Source organism: Thermocatellispora tengchongensis (assembly GCF_014202315.1).
In the GTDB taxonomy this organism is placed as follows: domain Bacteria; phylum Actinomycetota; class Actinomycetes; order Streptosporangiales; family Streptosporangiaceae; genus Thermocatellispora; species Thermocatellispora tengchongensis.
In genome coordinates this window covers 576,309-600,206 of the sequence record NZ_JACHGN010000003.1, presented here as the reverse complement: position 1 = coordinate 600,206, position 23,898 = coordinate 576,309, and the positions used below count along the sequence as shown (strand labels likewise).

The 23,898-nt window shown below is 75.1% G+C and carries 23 protein-coding genes; 6 read left to right on the top strand and 17 right to left on the bottom strand.

Translation table 11 applies throughout. The features are described from left to right. Nucleotide 1: 1 nt before the first annotated feature. Complete coding sequence (locus HNP84_RS08995) at nucleotides 2-529, bottom strand: NUDIX hydrolase family protein (RefSeq protein WP_185049045.1); 528 nt, start codon at nucleotides 527-529, stop codon at nucleotides 2-4. 66 nt (nucleotides 530-595) lie between these two features. On the opposite strand from HNP84_RS08995, the gene HNP84_RS08990 reads away from it, so the two are divergent. Both HNP84_RS08990 and HNP84_RS08985 read left to right on the top strand, forming a co-directional pair. Next, nucleotides 596-1,168 (top strand): P-loop nucleotide/nucleoside kinase family protein, encoded by a 573-nt coding sequence (locus HNP84_RS08990; protein WP_185048903.1) that lies wholly within the window; start codon nucleotides 596-598, stop codon nucleotides 1,166-1,168. A 43-nt stretch (nucleotides 1,169-1,211) separates the two neighbouring features. Beyond that, nucleotides 1,212-1,955 carry a hypothetical protein gene (locus HNP84_RS08985; RefSeq protein ID WP_185048902.1) on the top strand — a complete coding sequence of 248 codons (744 nt, stop codon included), beginning with the start codon at nucleotides 1,212-1,214 and terminating at the stop codon, nucleotides 1,953-1,955. A 37-nt stretch (nucleotides 1,956-1,992) separates the two neighbouring features. On the opposite strand, the gene HNP84_RS08980 is transcribed toward HNP84_RS08985, so the two are convergent. The 13 genes from HNP84_RS08980 to HNP84_RS08920 all read right to left on the bottom strand — a co-directional run bounded on the left by HNP84_RS08980 (nucleotide 1,993) and on the right by HNP84_RS08920 (nucleotide 18,421). Further along, on the bottom strand, nucleotides 1,993-3,180 hold the full coding sequence (locus tag HNP84_RS08980; RefSeq protein ID WP_185048901.1) for an ABC transporter permease: 1,188 nt from the start codon (nucleotides 3,178-3,180) through the stop codon (nucleotides 1,993-1,995). 56 nt (nucleotides 3,181-3,236) lie between these two features. Further along, nucleotides 3,237-4,025 (bottom strand): ABC transporter ATP-binding protein, encoded by a 789-nt coding sequence (locus HNP84_RS08975; protein ID WP_185048900.1) that lies wholly within the window; start codon nucleotides 4,023-4,025, stop codon nucleotides 3,237-3,239. After that, complete coding sequence (locus HNP84_RS08970; protein WP_312924171.1) at nucleotides 4,022-5,122, bottom strand: peptidoglycan-binding protein; 1,101 nt, start codon at nucleotides 5,120-5,122, stop codon at nucleotides 4,022-4,024. Before HNP84_RS08970 ends, HNP84_RS08975 begins: the two co-directional genes overlap by 4 nt. Continuing rightward, nucleotides 5,080-5,598 (bottom strand): hypothetical protein, encoded by a 519-nt coding sequence (locus tag HNP84_RS08965; RefSeq protein WP_185048899.1) that lies wholly within the window; start codon nucleotides 5,596-5,598, stop codon nucleotides 5,080-5,082. The genes HNP84_RS08970 and HNP84_RS08965 overlap by 43 nt, the downstream gene beginning before the upstream one ends. Nucleotides 5,599-5,725: 127 nt before the next feature. Next, the gene (locus HNP84_RS08960) at nucleotides 5,726-7,084 is read right to left on the bottom strand and encodes a sensor histidine kinase (protein ID WP_185048898.1); all 1,359 of its coding nucleotides are present in this window, start codon (nucleotides 7,082-7,084) and stop codon (nucleotides 5,726-5,728) included. 7 nt (nucleotides 7,085-7,091) lie between these two features. After that, entirely contained in the window at nucleotides 7,092-7,799 is a 708-nt protein-coding gene (locus HNP84_RS08955; RefSeq protein WP_185048897.1) for a response regulator transcription factor, read from the bottom strand. Nucleotides 7,800-7,970: 171 nt separating this feature from the next. After that, a complete protein-coding gene (locus tag HNP84_RS08950; RefSeq protein WP_185048896.1) occupies nucleotides 7,971-9,035 on the bottom strand; it encodes a TetR family transcriptional regulator in 1,065 nt (354 codons plus the stop codon). Between the two features lie 46 nt (nucleotides 9,036-9,081). Further along, complete coding sequence (locus HNP84_RS08945) at nucleotides 9,082-9,918, bottom strand: nitroreductase/quinone reductase family protein (RefSeq protein ID WP_185048895.1); 837 nt, start codon at nucleotides 9,916-9,918, stop codon at nucleotides 9,082-9,084. Between the two features lie 852 nt (nucleotides 9,919-10,770). Further along, on the bottom strand, nucleotides 10,771-12,579 hold the full coding sequence (locus HNP84_RS54790; RefSeq protein ID WP_221335992.1) for a BNR-4 repeat-containing protein: 1,809 nt from the start codon (nucleotides 12,577-12,579) through the stop codon (nucleotides 10,771-10,773). 441 nt (nucleotides 12,580-13,020) lie between these two features. Next, on the bottom strand, nucleotides 13,021-15,813 hold the full coding sequence (locus HNP84_RS08935) for an FAD-binding and (Fe-S)-binding domain-containing protein (protein ID WP_312924169.1): 2,793 nt from the start codon (nucleotides 15,811-15,813) through the stop codon (nucleotides 13,021-13,023). Nucleotides 15,814-15,860: 47 nt separating this feature from the next. After that, the gene (locus HNP84_RS08930; protein WP_185048893.1) at nucleotides 15,861-16,313 is read right to left on the bottom strand and encodes an FmdB family zinc ribbon protein; all 453 of its coding nucleotides are present in this window, start codon (nucleotides 16,311-16,313) and stop codon (nucleotides 15,861-15,863) included. 7 nt (nucleotides 16,314-16,320) lie between these two features. Continuing rightward, the gene (locus HNP84_RS08925; protein ID WP_185048892.1) at nucleotides 16,321-17,607 is read right to left on the bottom strand and encodes a hydroxyacid-oxoacid transhydrogenase; all 1,287 of its coding nucleotides are present in this window, start codon (nucleotides 17,605-17,607) and stop codon (nucleotides 16,321-16,323) included. Between the two features lie 13 nt (nucleotides 17,608-17,620). Continuing rightward, on the bottom strand, nucleotides 17,621-18,421 hold the full coding sequence (locus HNP84_RS08920; RefSeq protein ID WP_185048891.1) for an N-acyl homoserine lactonase family protein: 801 nt from the start codon (nucleotides 18,419-18,421) through the stop codon (nucleotides 17,621-17,623). 99 nt (nucleotides 18,422-18,520) lie between these two features. Between HNP84_RS08920 and HNP84_RS08915 the strand changes: the two genes are divergently transcribed. Next, complete coding sequence (locus HNP84_RS08915) at nucleotides 18,521-19,252, top strand: GntR family transcriptional regulator (RefSeq protein WP_312924168.1); 732 nt, start codon at nucleotides 18,521-18,523, stop codon at nucleotides 19,250-19,252. 184 nt (nucleotides 19,253-19,436) lie between these two features. Here the strand turns inward: HNP84_RS08915 and HNP84_RS08910 are convergent, their stop codons facing one another. Next, nucleotides 19,437-20,888 (bottom strand): MFS transporter, encoded by a 1,452-nt coding sequence (locus tag HNP84_RS08910; RefSeq protein ID WP_185048890.1) that lies wholly within the window; start codon nucleotides 20,886-20,888, stop codon nucleotides 19,437-19,439. Further along, on the bottom strand, nucleotides 20,885-21,496 hold the full coding sequence (locus tag HNP84_RS08905; RefSeq protein ID WP_185048889.1) for an NADPH-dependent FMN reductase: 612 nt from the start codon (nucleotides 21,494-21,496) through the stop codon (nucleotides 20,885-20,887). The genes HNP84_RS08910 and HNP84_RS08905 overlap by 4 nt, the downstream gene beginning before the upstream one ends. 100 nt (nucleotides 21,497-21,596) lie before the next feature. Between HNP84_RS08905 and HNP84_RS08900 the strand changes: the two genes are divergently transcribed. The 3 genes from HNP84_RS08900 (at nucleotide 21,597) to HNP84_RS08890 (ending at nucleotide 22,723) form a co-directional block, all read left to right on the top strand. Beyond that, the gene (locus HNP84_RS08900) at nucleotides 21,597-22,235 is read left to right on the top strand and encodes a TetR/AcrR family transcriptional regulator (RefSeq protein WP_185048888.1); all 639 of its coding nucleotides are present in this window, start codon (nucleotides 21,597-21,599) and stop codon (nucleotides 22,233-22,235) included. A gap of 53 nt (nucleotides 22,236-22,288) precedes the next feature. Continuing rightward, nucleotides 22,289-22,453: a hypothetical protein gene (locus tag HNP84_RS08895; protein WP_185048887.1), complete on the top strand. Its 165-nt coding sequence runs from the start codon at nucleotides 22,289-22,291 to the stop codon at nucleotides 22,451-22,453. Nucleotides 22,454-22,534: 81 nt separating this feature from the next. Next, nucleotides 22,535-22,723 carry a CsbD family protein gene (locus HNP84_RS08890; RefSeq protein ID WP_185048886.1) on the top strand — a complete coding sequence of 63 codons (189 nt, stop codon included), beginning with the start codon at nucleotides 22,535-22,537 and terminating at the stop codon, nucleotides 22,721-22,723. A 99-nt stretch (nucleotides 22,724-22,822) separates the two neighbouring features. Here the strand turns inward: HNP84_RS08890 and HNP84_RS08885 are convergent, their stop codons facing one another. Further along, nucleotides 22,823-23,893 (bottom strand): ADP-ribosylglycohydrolase family protein, encoded by a 1,071-nt coding sequence (locus HNP84_RS08885; RefSeq protein ID WP_185048885.1) that lies wholly within the window; start codon nucleotides 23,891-23,893, stop codon nucleotides 22,823-22,825. Between the last annotated feature and the right edge of the window lie 5 nt (nucleotides 23,894-23,898).

The window sequence follows — 23,898 nt, the reverse complement described above, 5'->3', positions numbered from 1 at the left end:
GCTAGGGCAGGCGGCCGACGTGGGCGAGGGCCTGGCGCAGCAGGACGTCCTGGCCTCCGGTCATCTCCTGCTGCACCGAGGGGGACGCGGCCTCCTCGGGGGTGAACCAGATGAGGTCGAGCGCGTCCTGACGGGGACGGCAGTCGCCCGCGACCGGGACGATGTAGGCGAGCGAGACCGCGTGCTGGCGCGGATCGTGGTACGGCGTCACGCCCGGCGTCGGGAAGTACTCGGCGATGGTGAAGGGCTGCGGCGACAGCGGGACCCGGGGCAGCGCCACCGGGCCGAGGTCCTTCTCCAGATGCCGTACGAGCGCGTCACGCACCCGCTCGTGGTGCAGCACCCGCCCGGAGACCAGGGCACGGCTGACCGTCCCGTCTGATCCGATGCGCAGCAGCAGGCCGACGTGGGTCACCACGCCCTTGTCGTCGACGCGTACCGGCACTGCGTCGACGTACAGGATCGGCATGCGGTCCCGCACCGACTCCAGCTCGTCCGGCGCCAGCCATCCGGGTACGGATTCGGTCATTTCGGTCACGAACCGATCGTACTGGCCCGGCCACTCTACCGGGGCACCGCCCGGCGTGCCCCCGATATGGTGTCGCAGGTGGATCTCTGGGTGATCAGCGGACCGCCCGGGGCGGGCAAGTCCACGGTCGCCGCCGAGCTGCTGGCCCGCCTCGACCCGGTGCCCGCGCTGCTGGACAAGGACACGCTGTACGGCGACTTCGTGGCCGAGATCCTGCGCGCCCACGGCCGTCCGCCCGGCGAGCGCGAGGGCCCCTGGTACGACGAGCACATCAAGCGGCACGAGTACGCCGGCATGACCAGGCTCGCCCGCGAGATACGGTCGCACGGCTGCCCGGTGATGCTGGACGGCCCGTTCACCTCCCAGGTGCACTCGGCGGAGTTGTGGCACGCCTGGGTCGAGGAGCTGGGCGGCCCGCCGGTGCGCCTGGTGTGGGTGCGCTCCGACGGCCCCACCCTGCGCGAGCGGCTGCGGGCGCGGGGCCTGGAACGCGACGCGGGCAAGCTCGCCGCGTTCGCGGAGTTCCTGCGGGCGATCCGGGTGGACGAGCCGCCGGCGGTGCCGCACCACGAGATCGACAACCGCCGCGGCGCGCCTCCGGTCGCGCGGTCCGTACGCGATCTGCTCGCCGCGCTCTGAGTGTTTGCATGATGGGAGGAGGACCGTCCCCCCAGGAGGGCACATGCCGCGTCCCGGCTTCGCCGTGTCCTGTTCACTCCTTCCCTTCGGCTTCGGGCTCTCCGTCGTGCTGGTGCTGCTCCTGGAGTGGCTGGCGCCCGATGTGATCCCCTACGAGCTGGCCACGTTCTGGCCGGTCGGCGGGGAGCCGTGGCCCGCCTTCACCGACTCGCTGCGCCTGGCCTGGCCGGTTCTGGCCGTGGGGCTGCTGCTGTCGCTGCTGGTGCTCCCCCGCGCCCGGCGGGTCCAGCGCGAGCTGGCCTGGTACGGCAGCGGCGAGGGCCGCGTGATCACCCTCGGGCCCGGCTCCATGCTGGTGTGGAGCACCGTGGAGGAGATCGTGTTCCGCTGGCTGCTGTTCTACGCGGCCATCGCGGGCGCGGTGTTCATGGACTACATCGTGCTCGGCTTCGCCGGCCTGCACCCGGTGCGCTGGGTGTTCACCGAGGTGCTGATCCCGCTCGCCGACCTCGCCACCGGCCGCCAGTTGCACGAGATCCTCATCGGCATGCCGTGGATCGTGGCCGCCGCGATCCTGACCAGCAACGGCAGGTTCCGCAACGGCCACGGCTACCAGGGGATACTGGGCTGGATCTGGTCCTGGTACATGGGCATGTTCCTGTTCCTGATCATGTTCGAGCACGGGCTGCCGCTGGCCATCGCCGTGCACGTGGTCTACAACCTCACCACCCTGCTGCTCCACCTCGCCGTCGTCGGCACGCTGCCCCGCCTGGTCGTGCCCGGGTGAGCGCTCTCGGGGGAGGGCCCCTCCCCGAGAGGGGCCCTCAGGCCGCGCCCAGCGCGACGGCCGGCGAGAGCCGGGAGGCGCGCACGGCCGGATACAGGCCGGCGAGACAGCCGATGACGACCGTCGCGCCGAGGCCGCCGGCCACCGCCCACATCGGCAGCACGGCCGCGAACCCGTTGGCCAGGGCGTGACCGAGCGTCACCGTCACGCCCAGCGCCAGGCCGGCCAGGCCGCCGAGCCCCGACAGCAGCAGCGACTCGGTGAGGAACTGCGTGCGGATGTGGCCGCGGGTCGCGCCGAGCGCCCGGCGCAGCCCGATCTCCCCGCGCCGTTCCAGCACCGAGACCACCATGGTGTTCGCCACGCCCACGCCACCGACCAGCAGGGCCACGGCGCCCAGCCCGAGCAGCAGGTTCGTGAACGCCCCGGCGGTCGCGGCGCGCGCCGCCAGCGCGTCGGACGGGCGGCTGACCGTCACCTCCTCGGGGTTCTCCGGGTTGACCGTGCGCGGCAGCACCGCCCGCACCGCCTCGACCTCCTCCGGGATGGAACGCTCGTACACGGTGGTGGGGTGGCCGTCGAAGCCGAGCAGGGCGGTGGCGGCGCTCCAGCCCACGAGCGCGGCGCGGTCGATGCCGGGCGCGAGCGGCACCGGCTCCAGGACGCCCAGCACGGTGAACCAGCGCCCGCCCAGCCACACCTGGCCGCCCGCCTGCCGTACGCCAAGCCGCGCGGCCGCGAGGTCGCCGAGCACGACGGTCGGGTAGCGCTCGGTGGCGGCGGTGAACCACCGCCCGGTACGCAGCTCGCCCCGCACGGTGCTCAGCAGGCCGAGGGTGGCCGCGCGGACGGAGATGCCACCGGTGTGGCCGGCCGGGATGCGATCGGTGCGGTAGACATCGGCCGCCACGTCGCCGGTGGCGGCCACCGCGTACACCGACTCGATCCGGCCCACCATGGCCACCGACGACCGCGGCAGCTTGGAGTCCTCCCCCAGCAACGTCTGCCCCGCCTTGACGGTGAGCATGTTGGTGCCCAGCTCGTCCAGCCGCCGCAGCAGGTCGGCCTGGCTGGAGGACGAGATGCCCACCACGGCCAGCATCGTGGCGATCCCGATGGCGATCCCCAGCGCGGCCAGGACCGCGCGCAGCCGGCGCACCCGCACCCCGGCCAGCCCCACGCGCAGCACATCGGCGGGCCGCAGCCGGGACGGCGGCGCCTCCACCCGCGTCCCGGCCCTCCCGGTCCCGGTTCCACGCCCCCCGGAGGGGCGGCGGCCGGTCACGGCGCGGCCCCTGCGGGCCCTGCCACCGCGCCGCGGCCCGCGTCGAGACCGGCGCCAGAGCTGATAGCGGGGCCGGTGTCGGCGACGATGCGGCCGTCGCGGACGCGCACCTGGCGGGCGGCGGCCCCGGCGACCTCCCGGTCATGGGTGATGATCACCACCGTGGTCCCGTCGGCGTGCAGGCCGCGCAGGACGTCGAGCACCTCGCCGCCGGCCACGCTGTCGAGGTTGCCGGTGGGCTCGTCGGCGTACAGGATCAGGGGCCGGCGGACCACGGCCCTGGCGACGGCGACCCGCTGCTGCTCGCCGCCCGACAGCTCGTGCGGCCGGTGGGTCATGCGCCCGGCCAGGCCGACGCGCTCCAGGGCCGCGGCGGCCCGCTCGCGCCGCTCGCGCAGCGGTACTCCCGCGTACAGCATGCCGTCGGCGACGTTGTCCAGGGCCGGGACGCCCGCGGCGAGGTGGAACCGCTGGAAGACGAAGCCGATCAGCGAGGCGCGCAGCGCCGACAGCCTGCGGTCGGGCAGGGCGGCGACGTCGTGCCCGGCGAGCGTCACCGTGCCGGAGGTGGGCCGGTCCAGGGCGCCCATCATGTGCAACAGGGTGGACTTGCCCGAGCCCGAGGGGCCGACGACGGCCACCAGCTCGCCGGGGTGGATCCGCAGATCGACCCCGCGCAGGGCGGTGACCCCTCCGGGGTAGGTCTTCGCCACGTTCTCCAGCCGGACGACGGGCTCCGTGGTGCTTCCGGGCGTCGCGGTGTCGCGGGATTCGGCGGCGTTCACGATGCCGGCACCCCCACCTTCACGCCCTGGCGCAGCCCGCCGCCGGACACCTCGACCCTGCCGGAGGCGAAGACGCCCGCGGTCACCGGCACCAGGCGCACCGAGCCGCCCTCCACCACCTCGACGCCGTAGCCCCCCTCGCGCAGCGCGAGCAGCGCCTCGACGGGCACCGACAGCACATCGCGCCGGGTCTGACCGCGCAGCTCCACGCTCACCGGAGCGTGGTCCAGGTCGCCGGCCTCGTCCGGGTCGCCGAGGGCGATCCGGACGTCCACCGTCGCGCCCTCGCCGTCCTCGCCCGTCTCGGCCACGGCGCCGACCTCGCTGATCTCGCCCTGCACCTTCGCCCCGCCGGGCAACTCGACCTCGGCCGGAGCGCCCTCGTCCGCCAGGTTCCGCCGCCCGGCGTCCAGGGCGACCGTGACGATCCGCTCGGTGCCGGTGACGGTGAGCGTGGCCTGCCCCGGCCTGGCCGCGGCCCCGACGTCCGCGCGGACCTCCTGCACCCGGACCTCGCCGGGCAGGAACACGACCTGGGCGCGGGTGACCTCGCCGGTCGCGGGCAGGCCGGTGTCGTCCTGCCAGGCCCGCACGGCCGCCCTCGTCGCCAGGTCGAAGTGGTCGTCCACCTTCACCTTGTGGCCGAGGGCGCGCAGGTTGGACTCCAGGTGCCGGACGTCGGCGCCGTCGCTCACGCCGTAGGCGAGGGAGCGGTGCATCGGCTTGGGGGCGTACATCAGGACCACCGGGTCGCGGTCCACCTCGTACAACTCCTCGCCGCGGCGGATCACCGCGCCCTCGGCCGGAAGCGCCGTCAGCGTCCCCGAGGCCGCGTTGACCACCGGGCTCCGCTCGCCGTAGCCGAGGGTGCCGCTGACGGTCACCGTGTCCACCAGGTCGCCGCGCACCACGGTGGCGGTGGCCGCGGGCGGCGTGGCGGCGCCGCCCGCCGTGGCGGCGCCGCCCGCCGTGGGGTCCCCGCCGAGGGCGAGCGCCGCGGCGCCCACGACGCCGAGCGCCACCGCCGCGCCCGCGGCGAGCAGGGCCCGCCGGTTCATCGCGGACCGCCCGCGCCGCCCGGCAGGCGGCTCTCGCACGCCGTGTGCGCCTTGACGTACCGCGGCGAGTCCGTGGCCGTCTTCGGCTCCAGCACGATCTCGCCGTTCGCGTCCGCCACCGGGTCGGGCATGTCGACGCCGTTCTCGCGCATGCACCGCGCGTACGCCAGGTACTTGTCCATGACGCCGGCGTCGTTGGCGTTGGGCCGATCGACCGCGGCCGACTGGACGTACCGGCGGCACGCCTCCTGCGCCTTCTCCAGCACCTCCGCGCCGACGCCGGTGCCGGCGGCGCTGAGCCTGCCGCTCTCGCGCGGGTCCTCGACCGGCACGCCGTTCTCGCGCATGCAGGTCATCCACTTGGCCAGGCTGTTCTCGGTGCCGCCGGGGCTCCCGCTCGCCCGCGGGGTGGCCGCGCCCGGCGCCGTGCCGCCTCCACCGGAGCACCCCGTGAGCGTGAGCACGGCCGCGAGCGCGGCCCCGGCCAGGATCGCGGGCCGACGTGGTCCCATCATCGATCACCTCCGTGTCGGTGTGAGGCCAATCTCCCGGCCGAAGCTGACCGCTCCGGCTCCGCCCGCAGAAAACCCGCAGAAAGTCCGCGTGCCCGCGGAAGTCCGTGGCCGGCCCTCTGGCCGGCCGTCAGTCGGCGGCGGGGATGCGGACGCGGAAGGTGGCGCCGCGGCCGGGGGCGGTCTCCACCTCGGCGGTGCCGCCGTGCGCGGCCGCGAGGCCGGCCACGATCGCCAGGCCCAGGCCGGTGCCGCCCTCGTCGCGGGAACGGGCCCTGTCGGCGCGGTAGAACCGCTCGAAGACGCGTTCGGCCTGCTCGGGCCGGAGGCCGGGGCCGTGGTCGGCGACCTCCAGCACGACGGCGGGGCCGCCGTCGCGCAGCCTGCCCTCCACCAGGCGCACCTCGACGGCGGTGCCGGGCGGCGTGTGCCGTACGGCGTTGCCGAGCAGGTTGGCCACCACCTGGCGCAGGCCGGAGCCGTCGCCGATCACGTGGGGGGCGTTCTCCCCCGCCACCACCAGGTCGATCGTGCGGTCGCGGGCGAGCAGCGCGGTCTCGCGCACCACCTCGGCGGTCACCGCCAGCAGGTCCACCCGGTCGCGGCGCAGGGGCCTGCTCTGGTCCAGGCTCGCGAGCAGCAGCAGGTCCTCCACCAGCAGGCCCATCCGCTCGGCGGCGCCGGCGATCCGCGCCACGAGCTCGTGGTCGCCGTGCTGCCGCCGGTAGAGGTCGGCGAAGCCGCGGATCGTGGTGAGCGGCGTACGCAGCTCGTGCCCGGCGTCGGAGACGAACTGCCGCATGCGGGCCTCGGAGGCCGTCCGGGCCCGGAAGGCCGTCTCGATCTGGGCCAGCATGCCGTTCAGCGACCGGGCGAGCCGGCCCACCTCGGTACGCGGCACGCCCTCCCCCGGCTCGGACTCCTCCACCCGGCGGGACAGGTCGCCGGCGGCGATGATCCCGGCCGTCTCCTCGATCTCGGTGAGGGGTCGCAGGCTGCCGCGTACGACGAGGGCGCCCGCCGCGGCCACCACGGCCACGACCGCCAGCGCCACCAGCGCGTCCAGCCAGGCCACCTGACCGACGGTCTCCTCGATGCCGGCCAGCGGCATGGCGACCACCAGGCCGTCGCCGGAGAGCACCCGCCATCCCCCCACGGTGAACCCGCCCTCGGGCACGGGCTTGGGCAGCGCCGCCTCCAGGCGGGGATCGACGTTCCTGGAGCGCGCGACCACGGCCCCGTCGGCGCCGAGCCGGAGCACCAGGACGTCACTGGGGACGTACACGCGCAGACGGCCGTCCGGCGCGGGCCGCTCGTCGCGCATGTCGCGCCGGAGCGTCTCGGTGGTGCGCCGGATCTGGTCGTCCACCCGGCCGAACAGCCGGTCGCGCAGCACGATCACGCTGATCACGCTGATCACCGCCGCGGCCAGCGTGACGAGCAGCACCACGGCGACGGTCAGCTTGACCCGCAGCGAGACCGGCCTCATCGCGCGCTCACCGGGGCGGACGCAGCACGTATCCGACGCCGCGCAGCGTGTGGATCAGCCGCGGGTCGCGGTTGTCCACCTTCCTGCGCAGCGCGGAGACGTACTTCTCCACGATGCCGTCGTCGCCCCGGAAGTCGTAGTGCCACACGTGGTCCAGGATCTGCGGCTTGGACAGCACCCGGCCGACGTTGAGCATGAAGTAGCGCAACAGCTTGAACTCCGTCGGCGACAGTTGGACCGGCTCGCCGTCGCGCCAGGTCTGATGGCTCGCCTCGTCCAGCTCGATCCCGGCGAACACGAGCCGGGGCGGCGGCTCGGCGGCGCCGTCGCGGAAGCGGCGCAGCACGGCCCTGATCCTGGCCACGACCTCGTCCAGGCTGAACGGCTTGCTGACGTAGTCATCACCGCCGAGCGTCAGCCCTGCGATCCGGTCGTCCACGGCGCCGCGCGCGGTGAGGAACACCACCGGCGTGCGGTCGCCGCCCGAGCGCAGCCGCCTGATCACCTCGAACCCGTCCATGTCGGGGAGCATGACGTCCAGCACGATCAGGTCGGGCCGGTGCCGCAGGACCGCCTCCACCGCACCGACGCCCTTCGGCAGCCCGATCACCTCGAAGCCGGTGAAGCGCAGGCTGGCGGAGAGGAGTTCGAGGATGTCCGGCTCGTCCTCCACGACGAGCAGCCGCGCCTCGGGCACCCGCGCGTTGTCCACCATCGCAGCCCCTTTCGCGTGCGCTGTCGCCGTCATGGTGCGCCGCGCGGCTGAGCGCAACCTGAAGGGCCGCCGACCGCCAGATCAGGGTTGCCGCGGGATCGCCACAGCGTCGCCGATTCAGCAGGTCGCCGATCCGGCAGGTCGCCGGCTTCTCCCGCGCGATGCGCGCGGTCAGGGGCGGGCGGCGGTGTGGCAGGCGCCGCGGCCCTCGGCGCGGGCGGTGATGCGGCCCGCCTCCACCCGTACGGCGGCCTCGGTCGTGTCGCCGACGCCCGGCACGCCCGCCGCCGCGGCCAGGGCGCCCGCGTAGTCGAAGACGACCTGGAGCGGGGGCCAGGCGGTGGGCGGGAACGCGCGGCGCAGCGGGACGCACAGCTCGGCCAGGGCCAGGCGGGCCAGGGGGGCCAGCTCGCCGGGCTCGGCGGTGACCATGGCGACGGTGACCCTGGTGCCGGGCGGGGCGGCGCGCACGGCCTCCTCGGCGGCGTCCAGGCGGTGCAGGCCGAGGACCGCCACGACGCCGTCGGCGGCCAGGCGGGCGGGCTCGCCGCGTACCAGGTCCAGGGCGCGCGGCGGGGACCACGGCTCGTCGGCGGGGCGGGCCGGGGCGGCCCAGGGCAGGTGCGGGGGACGCCAGGCGTCGTCCATGCCGAGGGAGGCCAGGTGCTCGCAGGCGGCGATCACGTCGAAGGGCTCCACGAAGCCGGGGGCGTCGGCGGCCATCCGGCTCGCACCGTGCAGGGTGGTGAGCACGGCCTGCGCCAGGCGTACCCGGCGCTCGCCCCGGCCCGGCCCCAGCCGCTCCAGCGCCAGGCCGAGCAGGAGCGCGTCCAGCGTCATGAGCTGCGCGTACGCCCGGCGTACCGGCTCCTCCCCCAGTACGTCCGCGCTCAGCCCGGTGCCGGCGAAGGGCGGGGCGCCGGGGCCGGCGGTCGCGAGGGGCAGCCCGGCCACCCAGGCGCGGGCCAGCGCCGCCAGCGCCGCGCCGACCGTCCGGACCGGGCGCGGCGGCGAGCCGGGCGCGCGGCGCTCGGCCTGCTCGGCCAGGACCGCGAAGTACAGGGCGCGCTTGCCGGGGAAGTTGGAGTAGACCGCGCCCCGGGTGAGCCCGGCCCGCTCGGCGATGCCGTCGATCTTGGTGTCGCGGAAGCCGCGCTCGGCGAACTCGTCCCTGGCGGCGGCCAGCACCGCGGCCCGATTGCGTTCCTGCGCCTCGGCCCTGGTGAGCCGGCCCATGGGTCCCCTCGCTCCCTCCGTGAGGGCCACCACGATATCGCGCGCCTCAGGTGCCGGGGGCGTCCAGGAACGGGATGAGCTGCTCCTCCTCGTAGGTCAGGTGCTCCTCCAGCAGGCCGGTGAGCCGTTCGACCTCGGCGCGTACGGCGTCCGCGTCCGGGTGCGCGGCCGAGAGGGTGTCTTGCAGCTCGCCGAGGAGGACGGCCATGCGCTCGTGCTCCCGCCCGAGCCGGTCCATGACCGGGGCCAGCTCGGGGTGGCGCCCGGCCAGGGCGGGGAACATCCCGCCGTCCTCCTGGGTGTGGTGGTAGTGCAGGCCGCCGCACAGGGTCAGGCAGTTGACCCGGAGCTGGGCGCCCAGGCGGGGACCGGCCTGGGCGGCCTCCTTGCGGATCAGGGCCAGCTCGCGCCGGAAGGCGTCGTGGACCAGCCGCAGCGCCTCCCCCCACGACTCCGCCTGCGGCGGCCCGCCCGCGACCTGCCGCAACGCGACCACGGGGAGGACCCGGCCGGCCTTGTCCTGGTAGGCCGCCCACCCGGGATCGGCCTCGACGGCACGGGCGAAGATCCGGTCGCGCTCGCCGCCCTCCAGCACCTCGGCCTCGGCCTCGTAGGTGAACACCCCGTTCTCGACGGTGGCGCGGGGGTGGGCCAGCAGGTTGCGGTACCAGTCGGGATGCCGCGGCGAGCCCCCGGCCGAGGCGATGACCAGAATGCGGTCACCGCCGTCCGGAAGATAGCCGAGCGGCGTGGTGTGCGGGGCGCCGGAACGCGCGCCGGTGGTGGTGAGCAGGATGAGCCGGGCCCCCTCGAAGGGCCCGCCGACCCTGCCGCGGTTGGCCCGGAACTCCTCGATGATCTGCCGGTTGAAGTCGATGGGCATTCTTGGGTCTTCTTCTCCTTGGTCGGCGGACGCGCGGGCACGGCGAAATGGCCGCACGCGCGGCATGGAAATCGGGAAAGGGACGACGGAGCGTCATTTCAGGGGCGCCGGAAAACGGCGCGGCGAAATCACCCCACGGCCGTATTGGGCCCTCGGCGCCGGAGCGGCGGGACGCACGTCGTACGCGGGGGACGGGCGGGGTACGCCGCAAGAACGTCGCGCAGGCGGGCATCGCCCTACGCGGAAGAAGGAACGCGACGGCGGGCCCCTGGCCCGCCGGATGGTCACGGCGCGGCCGGGCGCCTCACTCGATCGTGGCCCATGGCCGACCCGGCAGTCACGGAATTGACCTTAATGCCACGGCATTTCAAATGCAACCGCACGGCCCCCGGTTTTTCCACCAGGAATGACACGGGCACACTCCGGCACCGCACCGCGTTCCCTCCGCGCCGCAATCGCCCGCCGCACACCCCCACGCCGATACGCACCGCACCTCCGCCCCCGCCCCCGGCGGAGGGTGAGACGAGTCCCCGCCCCACCTTGGAGGGGCGAGAAGGGCGTGTCCCCGTCCGGGAGGAGGCGGCGGGAGGAGGTCGCGTCCCGCTTGTTCCGGCGTCACCCCATCCCACCATGCGGAAAATCCACCGTCGCTCCTGCTGAGAAACCGCTCGAAGCCCGCCGTTCCCCCGGGCACCGGCGTCCACTTCCATTCCGTCATGCGGAAAGATCCACCGTCGCCCGGACACGGAGGCTTCCCCGCGCACCGTGGGATGGGGGTGGGGGCATGGAAGGGCCGGCGGAGGGCTTGCCTCCGCCGGCCCCGTCATGTGCCCCGTCATGTGGCGGCGGGTGTCAGGGGGTCGCGAGGACCTCGACCTCGTAGACGCGGGCGACGTCGATCGGGCTGCCCGAGGGGTCGCTGATCAGCAGGCGCACCTGGTCGGCGGTGGCGCCGCCGGCGGGGACGGTGACGAGGGGGGAGGTGTTGCCGGTGACGGCGCCGGCCTCGCGCCACGCGCCGTCCACGCGGAGCTGGACGGTGAAGGAGCGCAGCACGTCGGTGCCGGGGTCGGGGGCCTTGGAGTAGCCGCTGCGCACCCGCACGCTGTCGATCGGCACGGCGCGGCCCAGGTCCACGGTGAGGGTGGGGGCGGTGTCGCCCTCGGCGGAGATCCAGCGGCTGTCGTCGCCGCAGCGGCCGTCCACGGCTTCGGTGGCCGGGGTGTCGGCGCGCAGGGTGGAGGAGGCGGTGACGGAGGCGTTCAGCGCCACGTTGGTGCCGCCGCCGGATGCGGCGGCCAGGCGCGCGGCGACGGCGGCGTACGGCTCGCCGCGCGCCGGGGGCTCCGTACGCGGGACGACGGCCCGCCACAGCGCGCCCTCGATGGGCGCGGTCAGGTAGACCAGGTCGGCGCCGTCCCGGCCGCGCAGGACGCGCAGCCGCTGCAGGCCCTGCCGCACCTCGCCCAGCGTGCGGAAGGCCCACTCGCCGGTGCCGCGCTCGGCCACGACGACCTGGCTGTGGGTGCCGGCGCAGCCGTTGGCCTCGGCCACGAAGTACAGCCGGGTACGCCCGCCCGCGTGCGTCGCGCCGAGGGTGGCGGAGTTGTCGATCGGCAGGTCCCCGTTGGCCGCGACCGTCTCGCGCCGCCACGCCGAGCCGTCCCAGGTGGCGTAGCGGACGTCGAAGCCGGCGAAGTTGCTCCCGGCGGCCTCGGGCAGGTAGCGGTAGGCGATGCCGCGCAGGCCGGTGTCGTCCACGGCCAGCTTGGCGGTCTGCACCGCGCGGTTCTGCGAGGTGATCGTCTCATCGCCCTCGAACGGCTGGTACACCACGTTGCCCACCCCGGGCGCGAGCGGCGTGGTGACCGGGGCGCCGGACGCGTCGGCGAAGGTGCCGGCGGCCGGGTCGTAGACGGCGTAGGAGCCCAGGTGGCGGTGGGCCGAGGCGGGCCAGGACGCCCACTCCCACAGGATGTGCACCCGGCCGCGCCCGTCCACCTGGAGGTCGTCGGGGTAGAAGGAGTGGTTGGCGCCGGAGGCGACGATCGCGACCCTGCTCCAGGTGTCGGCGGCGGTGTCGTACCGGTAGAGGCGGCCGGCGCGGACGCGCTGGGCGTCCTGGTCGGCGCGGACCAGGACGTAGGCGTCGCCGTCCGCGCCGCGCACGGTCACGGGGTAGGTGAAGCGCAGGTCCCGGTCGGGGAGCTGGGCGGCGGCCTCGGCCATGGAGGTCACGTCGCCGGGACGGGTGCTCTGGTAGTAGCGCCAGGCGTTGTTGTGCATGGACACGAACGCGTGGATGCGCCCGTCGCCGTCCACGACGATCGACGGCTGGTTGTGGCCGATGTCGTCCACGTACGTGACGCACCCGCCCGCTCCGTCGGGCAGGCACGCGTCACGCCACTGCCCGTCACCGCCCCGGGAGGCGATGTGGACCTCGTGCCGTCCGGCCTCGGCCGCCGGGGCGTTGTAGGCGAAGTAGGTGACGCCGTTCAGCGTGTCCGCCGGGCGCCACCACCCCGCCTGGTTGCTGCTGTCCACCTGGTACGGCAGCCGTTCGAGCTGCGGCGCACGGGCCGACGCGGCCGCCGGGGTGGCGACGGCCACGCCGGTCACACTGGTCGCCGCCAGGGCGAGTGAGAGTAACAGGGAGCGCAATGACCTCTCCTCACGTACGAGCCGGGGCCGGGACCGGCCATTCCGCGCACAGGACGGCACCGTTTCGGGAACCGAGATCGCAATGCTGCACGCGATTTCCGACATGTGCGATAGTTACGCACATATTGCAAGGGCGTCAATAGATCGGCATCGCGGTTGTGCGAGGAGGGCGGGGGACGGGAGGCCGGGGTACGGGGGGCGCGGCGGGGCGGGCGTCCGGAGCGGCTGGAGGGCTGGGCGGCCAGAGGGCTGGGCGGCTGGACGGGCGAGAAGGCCAGAGCGTGAGGTGGGGCGAGTTGGCGGCGTCTGGGGCGGGCGGGCGCGCGGGGTCGGTGGCCCGCGTCGCCCGCCTCGGCTTCGGTGCTCTGCCTCGCCGGACTTGGCCTCAGTGTCCTGCCTCGCCGGACTTGGCTTCGGTGTCCTGCCTCGCCGGACTTGGCCTCAGTGTCCTGCCTCGCCGGACTTGGCCTCGGCCGTGTCGCCGGCCTCGGCCATGAGTTCCGCCAGGTGGCGGGCGCGGGTGTGGGCGAGCTGGGCGAGTTGCGTACGGCAGGAGAAGCCGTCGGCGAGCAGGACCGTGCCGTCGGCCGCCTCGCGGACGGCGGGGAGGAGCTGGGTCTCCGCGACCGCGACCGACACGTCGTAGTGGCCGCGTTCGACGCCGAAGTTGCCGGCCAGGCCGCAGCAGCCGCCGACCGAGGAGACCTCGGCGCCCGCGCGGGTGAGCAGGGCGCGGTCGGTGTGCCAGCCTATGACGGCGTGGTGGTGGCAGTGCGGCTGGGCCAGGACCTTGGTGCCGGAGAGGTCGGGCGGTGTCCAGTCCGGCAGGGCGGTCAGGAACTCGGCCAGGGTCCGCACCGACCGGGCCACCGCCGCCGCGTCGGGGTGGTCGGGGCCGAGCAGGTCGAGGGCGTCCGCGCGGAGCACCGCGGCGCAGGACGGCTCCAGTGCGACGATCGGCATACCCTCGGCCGCGTGCCGGGCCAGGGCGGCGACGGTGCGGCGGAGCCTGCGCCGTGCCGCGTCGAGCTGCCCGGTGGAGATCCAGGTCAGGCCGCAGCACAGTGAGGCCCGGGGCACGGCGACCGTGTGGCCGGCGCGCTGGAGCACCCGGATCGCCGCCTGTGCGACGCCGGGCGAGAAGCGGCCGGTGAAGGTGTCCACCCACAGCAGCACGCGCGGTCCCGTGCCGGGCGTGGCGGCGCGCGGCGGGCGGTGGCGGGAGAAGGGCCGCTCGGCGAAGCTCGGCAGCTCACGGCGCGGGTCGATGCCGCCCATCCGTTTGGCGAGCCCTCCGAGTACGGGCGCGTGCAGCAGCGCGTTGGCCGCGCGCGGCGCCGCCCCGGCCAGGCGGGCCCAGCGCGGCAGCCAGCCCAGCGTGTAGTGCGAGACGGGACGCGGACGGCGCCGGTAGGTCTGGTGCAGCACCTCGGCCTTGTAGGTCGCCATGTCCACGCCGGTCGGGCAGTCGGAGCGGCAGCCCTTGCAGGACAGGCACAGGTCGAGCACGTCGCGCACCTCGGGGGCGCGCAGGCCGCCGGGCAGGGCGCCGCGCACCGCCTCCTGCAGCACCCGTGCCCGGCCTCGGGTGGAGTCGCGCTCGTCGCGGGTGGCCAGGTAGGACGGGCACATCACCACGCCGCTGCCCGCCGTGCCGGAGCGGCACTTGGCGACGCCGGTGCAGCGGTGCACCGCGGCGGTCAGGTCGCCGCCGTCCTCGGGGTAGCGGAAGGCGGTGCCGGTGGCGCGCGGGGGCGGCGGCTGCAGCCGGAGGGCGGCGTCCAGCGGCGCCGGGCGTACGATCACGCCGGGGTTGAGCACGTCGTCCGGGTCGAACACGGCCTTGGCGGCGGCGAAGGCCGACAGGGCGGCGGGTGAGTACATCAGCGGCAGCAGCTCGCCGCGCGCCCGGCCGTCGCCGTGCTCGCCGGACATCGAGCCGCCGTGCGCGGCGACCAGGCGGGCGGCGTCGAGCAGGAAGCCGCGGAACGTCTCGGCGCCGCCGGGGCGGGCGAAGGGGAAGTCGATGCGCACGTGCACGCAGCCGTCGCCGAAGTGCCCGTACGGCAGGCCGGTCAGCCCGTAGCCCGCCATCAGCTCCTCGAACGCGCGCAGGTACGCGCCCAGCCGTTCCGGGGGCACGGCCGCGTCCTCCCAGCCCGCGTGGGCGGGGGCGCCCGCGGGGGTGCGGGCGGCCAGTCCCGCGCCGTCCTCGCGGATGCGCCACACGGCGGCGGCCTGCGCCGGGTCGTCGATCACGAGGTGGTCGCCCGCGCCGGCGTCGGCGGCCAGCGCCTCGGCGCGCGGACGCAGCTCGGCCGCGGACTCCCCGCCCAGCTCGGCCAGCAGCCAGCCCCCGCCCCGGGGCAGCGGCGGGACGGCGTGCGGGCCGCGGTTGCGGCGCACCACGTCCACGATGCGGCTGTCGATGCCCTCCAGCGCGACCGGCCGGTGCGGCAGCAGGGCGGGCACCGCGTCGGCCGCCGCGGCCATGTCGGGGTAGCCGAGCACGACCAGCATCGTGCGCGCGGGCGCCTCGACCAGGCGTACGCGCGCGCCGAGCAGGACGCCCCAGGTGCCCTCGGTGCCGGCCATGGCGCGGGCCACGTCGAAGCCGTGCTCGGGAAGCAGGTGCTCCAGGGAGTAGCCGGAGATCTGGCGGGGGAAGCGCCCCAGCTCGGTGCGGATGACCGCCAGGTTGGCGTGCACCACCCGCCGCAGCGCGGCCAGCGTGGGCGACGCGTCCGCGCCCCGCCCGGCCGTGATCCGCTCCCCCGCCCCGGTGAGCACGTCGAGCGCGAGCAGGTTGTCGGCCGTGCGCCCGTAGGCCAGGGCGCGCGACCCGCACGCGTTGTTGCCGATCATCCCGCCGATCGTGCACCGGCTGTGCGTGGAGGGGTCGGGGCCGAAGCGCAGGCCGTGCCGGGCGGCCCGGCGCTGGAGCGCGTCGAGCACCGCGCCCGGCTCCACCTCCGCGGTGCGCGTCTCGGGGTCCACCGACAGCACCCGGCCGTAGTGGCGGCTGAAGTCCAGCACCACGCCGGGCCCGACGGCGTTGCCCGCTATCGAGGTCCCGGCCCCGCGGGCGGTCAGCGGCACCCCCTCGGCCCGGCAGACCGCGAGCGCGGCGGCGACCTCCTCCGCGTCGCGGGGGAAGACCACCGCCGCCGGGGGCACCCGGTAGAGGGAGGCGTCGGAGGAGTACTCCGCCCGGCGCCGGGACGAGACGTCCACCTCGCGGACGCCCGCCCGGCGCAGGGCCGCGGCGAGCGCTTCGGGCTTCAGGGCGTCCCCTTTCCGGCGCCCTCCGCGTGCCCGTGCCCGTGCCCGTGACCGTGACCGTGCCCGTGCCCATGGGTGTGGGTGTGGCCGGAGGCGTGCGTGAGCGGGTGGTCGCCGGCGCGGAGGGGGGCGTGCTCGTAGCGGCCCTCGTGAGCGACGATCGGGCGCCGGTCGCCGGCCAGCTCGGGGTGCCGCTCCTCCAGGGCGCGGCGCCGCTCGGCGGTGCGGCGCAGGCCGGCGACGTACTCGCGGTCGGCGCCGTACGTGCCGCGCCACGTCTGCGGCATCCGCTCCGGCGGCGGCGGGACGGAGGCCCGGCCGCCGACCGCGAACGTGCTGGGGACCTTGCCGGTGGGCGCGCCGCACTCGGGGCAGCCGGGCAGCGGCGCGGTGAAGGACTGGATCACCTCGAACCGGTGCCCGTCCCGGCAGCGCAACTCGTAGATGGCCATGCTCACCTCACCACAGCGCGATCGAGCGGGTCAGGATGCCGGCGAGGTCGTCCTCGCCGACCGGGCGCGGGGCGGTGGCGAGCAGGCGCTGCTGCTTCATCGCCCCCTCCACCAGCGCGGGCACGTCGGCCTCGGTGTAGCCGACGCCGCCGATGCCGTTGGGGATGCCGATGTCGCGCATCAGCTCCATCAGCACCGTGGGCAGGAACTCCGCCAGGTCGTCGGGCTTGCCGGCGGTGGGGTCGAGCAGCTCGGCGGCGCGCAGGTGCCGTTCGGGATCGGCCTCGAAGGTGAACCGGAACGCCTCCGGCGCGGTGAGCGCGACGGCCATGCCGTGGGGCACCATCGGCTCCTCGCTCGGGTAGCCGTCGGGGTGGAAGTCCTTGACCCGGCCGGCGATCGGGTAGGCGTTGGCGTGCGGGATGTGCACGCCCGCGTTGCCGAACCCGAGCCCGGCGAACGTCGCCGCCAGCGCCATCCGGGCCCTGGCCTCGGCGTCGTCGCCGTGCCGCACGGCGGTGCGGAAGGAGCCGGCGAGCAGTCGCAGGGCCCGCTCGGACCACATGTCGGCCACGGGGTTGGCCCCGCAGTACGGCACCCGCTGCTCCGGCCGCTTGCGCTCGAAGGAGGTGTACGGCCGCGCGGTGTAGCTCTCCAGGGCGTGGCACAGGATGTCCATCCCGGCGGCGGCGGTGACCCCGGGCGGCTGGGTGAGCGTCAGATCGGGATCGACGACCGCCAGGACGGGCCGGAGCCGGGCGTGGCTGATCCCGGTCTTGACCTTCAGGTCGAGCACGTCCAGGACGCAGATGGTGGTGCTCTCGGAGCCGGTGCCGGTGGTCGTGGGCACCGCGACCAGCGGCTTGAGCGGCTGTGTGGGCGCCCGCCCGCCGCCGACGGGGGCGTTGATGTAGTCCATCAGCTCGCCGGGGTTGGTGGTGAGCAGGTTGACGGCCTTGGCGGTGTCGATGCTGGACCCGCCGCCGACCGCGACGTAGGCGTCCCAGGGGCCGGTGGCGCGGGCGTGCTCGATGGCGGCGAGCAGGCTCTCGTCGGTCGGCTCGACGTGCACGCCGTCGTACACGCTCGCCTCCATGCCGTAGCCGGCGAGCCGGTCGGCGACGCGCTGCGGCGCCCCCGTGGCGGCCACGCGCGGGTCGGTGATGACCAGGACGCGGCGGGCGCCGTACTGGCCGAGGTCGAAGCCGATCTCGGCGGAGGCGCCGGGGCCGAACTTCAGGGCCGGGGCGCCGTAGGTGAAGACGGACTCTGGGTCGGCCGGAGCGGTGAACACGCCTGATCCCCTCTCACTGGTAGTAGCCGGTGGGCGCGGTGCGCATCGAGCGGAGCTGCTCGGCGTCGTGGCCGAACACCACCGTCGCGGAGGAGCGCTCGGCGATCGAGCGGATCTTCTCCACCGAGGCGTACCAGGCGCTCAGGTCGTTGACGATGGCGGCGGGGGTGGCGGGCGGGCCGTAGGAGTCGCCCATGTAGATCGCGTCGGAGGTGAAGATCATGGTGCCGGTCTCGGGGAGGTCCACCCGCATCGCCATGGTGCCCGGCGTGTGGCCGGGGGCCTCGATGAGGGTGACGCCGGGCAGGATCTCGGTGTCGCCGGAGACGGTCTCGAAGTCCAGGCCCTCGTAGTCGGTCTTGAGGTGGGCGCCGGTGAACAGGCCCTCGAAGCCGAAGGCGAACTCCTTCTCCTTGTCGTTGCACACCAGCTTGGCGCCGGTGCCGGCGAAGGCGCGCACGTTGCCCGCGTGGTCGAAGTGGAGGTGGGAGAGCACGACGTAGTCGAGGTTCTCGGGGCCGACGCCGAGCCTGCCGAGCTGGGCGTCGAGGTACTGCTCCTCGCTGACCTGGTCGTAGGGGAAGAACTCCTGCAGCCCGGTCGGCTCCCAGCGCGTCTCCCAGTCGCGCGGGCAGCTCGTGTCCCACAGCAGGTTCCCCTCGTCGGTCTCGACCAGGACCGCGTGCGTGGTGCACGGGTACCACTCGACCGGCTTGTCCCGCTCCGCGCGCGGCCTGATGGTACGTCCGGGCTTGAGCAGCAGCCAGGTCAGGTCGCAGCTCATCGCACCGCAGTCGAGTACGTGCACTTTCATGACGATCCTCCGGAACCGTTAACGGGACGTGTCCGAAGGTGGCATGTAGCATGCTGCATGTCAAGCATGCCCACTTCCCCCTTCTGTACACTCCCCGCAGTGACGCCGAACCGAAAGGTCTTCACGGTGCGACCGGTCGATGGCACGTCCAGCCTCACCCAGCAGGTCATCGACTCTGTGCGGGAGGCCATACTCTCCGGCGAGCTGCGACCGGGGGAGCTCTACTCGGTGTACCAACTGGCCGCGCAGCTCAACGTGTCCCGCACGCCCGTCCGCGAGGCGATGCTCCGGCTGGCCGAGGCCGGCATGGTGCGCTTCGAGCGCAGCCGCGGCTTCCGGGTGCTCCGGCGCGACCCGAGGGAGATCGCCGAGGTCTTCCACCTGCGGCTGCTGCTGGAGGTGCCGGCGGCGCGGCTGGCCGCACGCCGCGCCGGGCCCGAGCTGGTCGAGTCGGCGCGGGCGGAGCTGGAGGCGATGCGCGCCGCCGCCAAGGACCACGACGAGCCCCGGTTCATGCGCCACGACCGGGCCTTCCACCGGCTGCTGCTCACCGCCGGGGCCAACCGCAAGCTGGTCGGCATGGTGGACAACCTGCGCGACGCCACCATCACGCTGGGCGCCTCCACCGTCGATCGCTCCCGCTCCCTGGCCGACATCGCCGAGGAGCACGAGCCGATCCTGGCCGCCCTGGAGGCCCGCGACCCCGAGGCGGTGGCCGGGGCGATGCGGGCCCACGTGTCCCACACCGGCGAGCTGCTGCTCGCCCAGGTCGCCACGGAGGCCGGCGTGGCCGCCGACCCCGCCGACATCGACCTCCTGCACGCCACCTGACCCGGTTCCCCGGCCCGGTCCCGGGGGTGAGCCTGCCGGCAGGCCCCGCCGGCCCCGGGTCCCGGCGCGGTCCCGGGGGTCAGCCTGTCGCAGATCGGCCGGCCGGCGGCGGGGGTGGCCGCGCCGGCCGCGGGTTCAGGGGGGCGGGGCCACTGGGCCGGGGGTGACCGCGCCGGCCGCGGGTTCAGGGGCGGCGGAGCAGGAGGGCGGTCGCGAGCGTCGCGGCGGCGCACAGGGCCGCGGCGGACCAGGACACGGTGTGCCAGGCGGCGGTGAGGTGGGCGGCGTCCGCCGGGCCCGCCGGATCGCCGGCGACGATGCGGGCGGCGGCGCCGGCCGAGCCGGTACGGGCCTCGACCAGGTTGGCCAGGGCGGTGCCGGTCAGCGTGGTGGCCAGCGTGGAGCCCGCGCCGCGTACCGTGTTGAGCAGGCCCGAGGCCATCCCGAGCCGGTCGGGCGGCACCCGCTCCAGCGCCCGCGAGTCGGCGACGCCGACGAGCAGGCCCATGCCCGCGCCGAGGGTGAGCAGCGGCCCGGCCAGGCCGGGCACTCCCGCGGCCGGATGCAGCGTGGTCAGCCAGGCGTTGCCCGCCGCGATCAGCAGCACCGCCCCCGGCGCGAGCGCCCCCGCGGGCACACCCCGGTTCAGCAGCCACGCCCCGGCCGGGGGCAGCACCAGCACCGGCCCGGTCAGCAGCAGCATCGCCGCCCCCGCCGCCCCGGCCGTCATGCCGCCCGCCCCTTGCAGGTACGTCGGCAGGTACGCCAGCGCGCCCGCGGGCCCCATCGCCAGGCTCAGGCAGGCCAGGCACCAGGCCAGGAACGGCCGGTCGCGCAGCAGGCCCAGGTCGAAGACCGGATGCGCGGAGCGGCGCTCGGCGAGGACGAACAGCACCAGCAGCACCGCGCCCGCGGCCAGCGGCGCCAGCACGCGGAGGCTGCCCCACCCGGCCGCGGCGGCCTGGTTGACCCCGGCCATCACCAGCGCGAGCGCTCCGATCAGACTGGCCATGCCCACGCCGTCGATGCGGGGCCGGGCGGCGGCGCGGGCCTCGGCGATGAGCGCGCCGCCCGCGCAGATCAGCACCCCGGCGGCGGCGAAGGCCGCGAACGTGGCCCGCCAGCCCAGCGCCCCGATCAGCCATCCGGACAGGGTGGGGCCGATCGCCATGCCGACCCCGGCCGTGGTGCCCATGGCGGCGAACGCCCGGGTGCGGGCGGGCCCGGTGAACGCGCCGCCGAGTATCGCGCCGCCGGTGGCCATCACCCCGGCGGCCCCGGCCCCCGACAGCGTGCGGGCGACGTCCAGGACCAGGATGCCGGGGGCGAGCGCGGAGGCCAGCGCGCCGGCGGCGTACAGGGCGGCGCCGAGCACGAAGACGCGGCGGCGGCCGAGCACGTCGCCGAGCGACCCGGCCACCAGCATCAGCGAGGAGGCGGCCAGGAAGTAGCCGACGACCACCCACTGCAGCGCGGCGCCGGTGGCGCCGAGGTCGGCGCCGATGCGGGGCAGCGCCACGGCGGTGCCGGACATCAGCATCGGCAGGGTGAGGTAGCCGAGCAGCACCACCGCCAGCGTGGCCCCGGGCCGGGTGCGGGGCCGGGTGCCGCCGGCGGCGTCCCGGGTCAGGGTCATCGGACGGGCTGGAGGCCGGCGGGCTCGCGCACCGTCCTGAGCGCGCGGGACCAGGAGATCAGCTCGTCCAGCATCTCGGTCAGGGTCCGCTCCTGGTGCTCGCCGGGGACGCAGACGCCGGGCTCGGCCGGGGCGGTGACCTGGAAGTCGGTGTACGCCGACAGCGCCACCTGGGCGCGTACGGTGGCCACCTTCACCTCGGCCAGGGCCAGGCGCAGGTGCTCCACGGCCCGGGTGCCGCCGTGCACGCCGTGGCTGACGAACCCGGCCGCCTTGTCGTTCCACTCGGCGAACAGGTAGTCGATCGCGTTCTTCAGCGCGGCGGGCATGGAGTGGTTGTACTCCGGGGTCACGAAGACGAAGCCGTCGAAGGAGGCGACGGCGGCGGCCCATCTGCGGGTGTGCGGGTTGCGGTAGTCGCCGAACAGGGCGGGCAGGGGCTCATCGAGCAGCGGCAGGTCGTACTCGGCCAGGTCGAGCACCTCGACGGCGGCCTCCCCGGCCGCGACCGCCGGGTGCCGGGCGGCGACGTCGGCGACCCAGCGGGCCACGACCTCCGTACGGCGGGACTGCCGGGTGCTCCCGACGACGACGGCGATCCGGATCACGTTGTTCCTCCTCGTGGACGGGATGCGGGGACAACCGGTAAAGTACAACGCACGTTGTAAAAAGTAAAACGCTCACTGCAAACAGGCCGAGGAACACTCCATGACCAGCAGCGACACGGGCCGCCCGCGCGGCGGCACGTCCGGCAAACGCCGCGCCATCCTCGACGGCGCCCTCGCCGTCTTCGCCCGCGACGGCTACAGCCGCGCGAGCATCGACGCGATCTCGGCCGAGGCCGGCGTGTCCACGCGCACCGTCTACAACCACTTCACCGACAAGGCGGGGCTGTTCCAGGCGGTGATCCAGGAGAGCGCCTCCCGGGCCGCCGCGGCCCAGATCGAGATCATCGAGCGCCATCTGCGCAAGGTCACCGATCTTGAGGCCGACCTGATGGAGTTCGGCCTGGCCTGGGCGATGCCGATGGCGGCCGACCACGACGCGCACTTCGCCCTGGTCCGGCAGATCAACGCCGACGCCGGGCACATCCCGCAGGAGGCCATCGACGCCTGGCAGGAGACCGGCCCGCTGCGGGTGCGCCGCGCGCTCGCCGCGCACCTGAGCCGGCTCACCGAGCGGGGGCTGCTGCGCACGGACGACCCCGAGCGTGCCGCGCTGCACCTCTTCCTGCTCATCTCCAGCGTCAACCCCTCCTACCACCGCGTCACGCCGAGCGAGAAGGAGATCGCCGACATGGTCACCGCGGGCATCCGCGCGTTCCTGTACGGCTACGCCGCCCGTTGACCCACACGCCGGTTCCAAGTGATCGTCAAGTGGCCGCCGCCACAGTTGGGGGCATGGAGATGAAGATGATCAGACGGGCGGCGGTGCCGCTCGCCCTGGCGGCGGCCCTCGCCGCCGCACTGGCCTGGACCGCCGCGACCGCCTCCGCCCCGCGGGGCGGCGGCGTGGTGGCCGCGGACAACGGCGAGTACGACATCAAGGACGTGCCGCACGCCTAGCCGCGCCGTCCGGGTTTACCGGCTCCTCCCCCGGTCAGGGGACGGGGGTTCCGGCGCCTGCCGGGGGAAGGAGTGGAACACATGGGCACCGACGACAAGATCGGTAACAAGGCGGAGGAGCTGGGCGGCAAGGTCAAGGAAGGCGTCGGCCGGGCGACCGACGACGAGGAGCTTGAGGCCGAAGGCCGCGCCGACCAGGCCAAGGGCAACGTCAAGCAGGCGGGCGAGAAGGTCAAGGACGCCGTCAAGGGCGTCTTCAAGCGTGACTAGCCTTCCGCCACGCCACCCCCCGCACGGCCACCGGGCACGTACCCGGTGGCCGCTCTCGTCTCCCGGCTTCCGGCCGCCCGGCCCGGCGGCCCCGCCCGGTCAGGAGCCGGGGTACTTGGCCCGGTCCAGCGGGGCGCCGGCGATGTGGGCGGCGAGGTCGCCGGCGAGTTCGGCGATCGTGTCGCGACCCTCCAGCGCGGACAGCCAGCGGCTGGGGAGCGCCTGCTCGCCGTGGCGGGCGCCGAGCAGGTTGCCGCAGACGGCGCCGGTGGAGTCGCTGTCGCCGGAGTGGTTGACCGCCAGCAGCAGCGCCCGCGTGATGTCGTGCTCGTGGACGAGCGCGCAGTAGACCGCGATGGCCAGGGCCTCCTCGGCGACCCACGCCCCGCCCAGGCTCTCCACCGCCTCGGGGGCCGGATCGCCGGAGGCGGCGAGATCGGCCGCGGCGCGCAGGGCGGCGGAGGTCTCCTCGTGGCCGGGATGGGCGGCCAGCAGGCCGAGGGCGCCGGTCACCGCCTCGCCCACGGACGCGCCCCGGGCCAGGAGGGCGACGATCGCGGCGAAGGCGCCCGCGGCCAGATAGCCGGTGGGGTGGCCGTGAGTGATCTGCGCGCACTCGGCCGAGAGCCGGAACGCCGCCCCGGGATCGGCGGCGGCCAGGCCGAAGGGGGCAGAGCGCATGACCGTGCCGCAGCCCTTGGAGCCCGGGTTCACCGGTCCCGGTGCGCCGCCGGCGGCGGGCGCGGCCGGCCCCTGCCGCAGCCCCGACAGGCAGGTGGTGCCGGGGGCGCGGCGGGAGTACAGCCACGCCTGCTCGCGCAGCCACCCGGTGCGCACCAGGCCGCCGGCGGGCGGCGGGGCGGCGTGGTCCTGGGTGTCCAGCCAGCGCAGGTACGCGTTGCGCACCACCTCGACCGGCGCGCAGACGCCCCGCTCCCGCTCGCGTACGCCGGCGCGGATCAGCCCCTCGGCGGTGAACAGCGTCATCTGGGTGTCGTCGGTGATCAGGCCGGTCTTCCCCCGCCAGTCGGCGGCGTAGTCGTCCAGCCCGCCGGGGCCGTACCGCTGCCTGATGCGCGCCAGCGAGTCGAACTCGACCGGCGCCCCGAGCGCGTCGCCGATGGCCCCGCCGAGCAGGCAGCCGCGTACCCGGGACTCCGGTGAGATCATGACCC